The sequence below is a fragment of the Roseateles sp. P5_E11 genome, from assembly GCF_054049355.1.
The window spans coordinates 1-998 of sequence record NZ_JBFUMO010001067.1; the positions used below are offsets into that span (position 1 = coordinate 1).

A 998-nucleotide genomic window follows, 5' to 3' on the forward strand; every position below is an offset into this window, starting at 1 on the left:
ATTTCACGCTCAGCCGCCTCTGGGTGTTCCGCAAACCTTGACTGCCATCCCGCCATGGAACTGATCGACCCCGCCCAATTCCACCGTGCCAGCTGGGCCGGCGCCCAAGCGCCGGTCGTCAACTTCGTGCTGCCCTGCTACAACGAAGAGGCCGTGTTGCGCGAGACGGCCAGCCGCTTGGGGCTTTTGCTGAACGAGCTCAAAGCCGAAGGCCTGATCGCCGCGGCCAGCTCGGCCTACTACATCGACGACGGCAGCCGCGACGGCACCTGGGCCCTCATCGAGACGCTGGGCCGCGAGCGCGATGACGCCTGTGGCATCAAGCTCAGCCGCAACCGCGGCCACCAGAACGCGCTGCTGTGCGGGCTGATGACGGTGAGCGGCGACGCACTGATCAGCCTTKACGCCGACCTGCAGGACGACCTGTCCATCATCCCGGACATGATCCGCGCCTTCCGCAATGGCGACGAACTGGTCTACGCCGTGCGCCGCCGCCGCGACACCGACACCTTCTTCAAGCGTTTCACGGCGGAGGGCTACTACAAGGTCCTGGCCATGATGGGCGTCGAGGTCGTCTTCAACCACGCCGACTACCGGCTGATGGGTCGCCGCCCGCTGGAGGCGCTGCGCAACTATGAGGAAACCCACCTCTTCCTGCGCGGCATGATTCCCCAACTCGGCTACCCCAGCAGCGTCGTCAGTTTCGACCGCGCCGAGCGCTTTGCCGGCGAATCCAAATACCCGTTATCCAAGATGCTCAGCCTGGCCTGGCGGGGCGTCACATCGTTCTCCGCCGCACCACTGCGGGCCATCACGGGCCTGGGCGCCATGGTGTCACTCGTCAGCGTAGCCTTCGGTCTTTGGGCGTTGTTCATCAGGCTGTTCACCGAGGTCGCCCTGCCCGGCTGGGCGTCCACGGTAATCCCGATGTATCTGCTCGGCGGCATCCAGTTGCTCAGCCTGGGCGTCATCGGCGAGTACCTCGCCAAGGTCTACGA

At 65.2% G+C, this 998-nt stretch carries 1 protein-coding gene; it reads left to right on the plus strand.

The window, feature by feature from the left end; genetic code table 11:
- Nucleotides 1–54 precede the first annotated feature (54 nt).
- The coding region (locus ACXJKR_RS33445) for a glycosyltransferase family 2 protein (protein WP_457326523.1) at nt 55–998 on the plus strand (944 nt) is incomplete at its 3' end.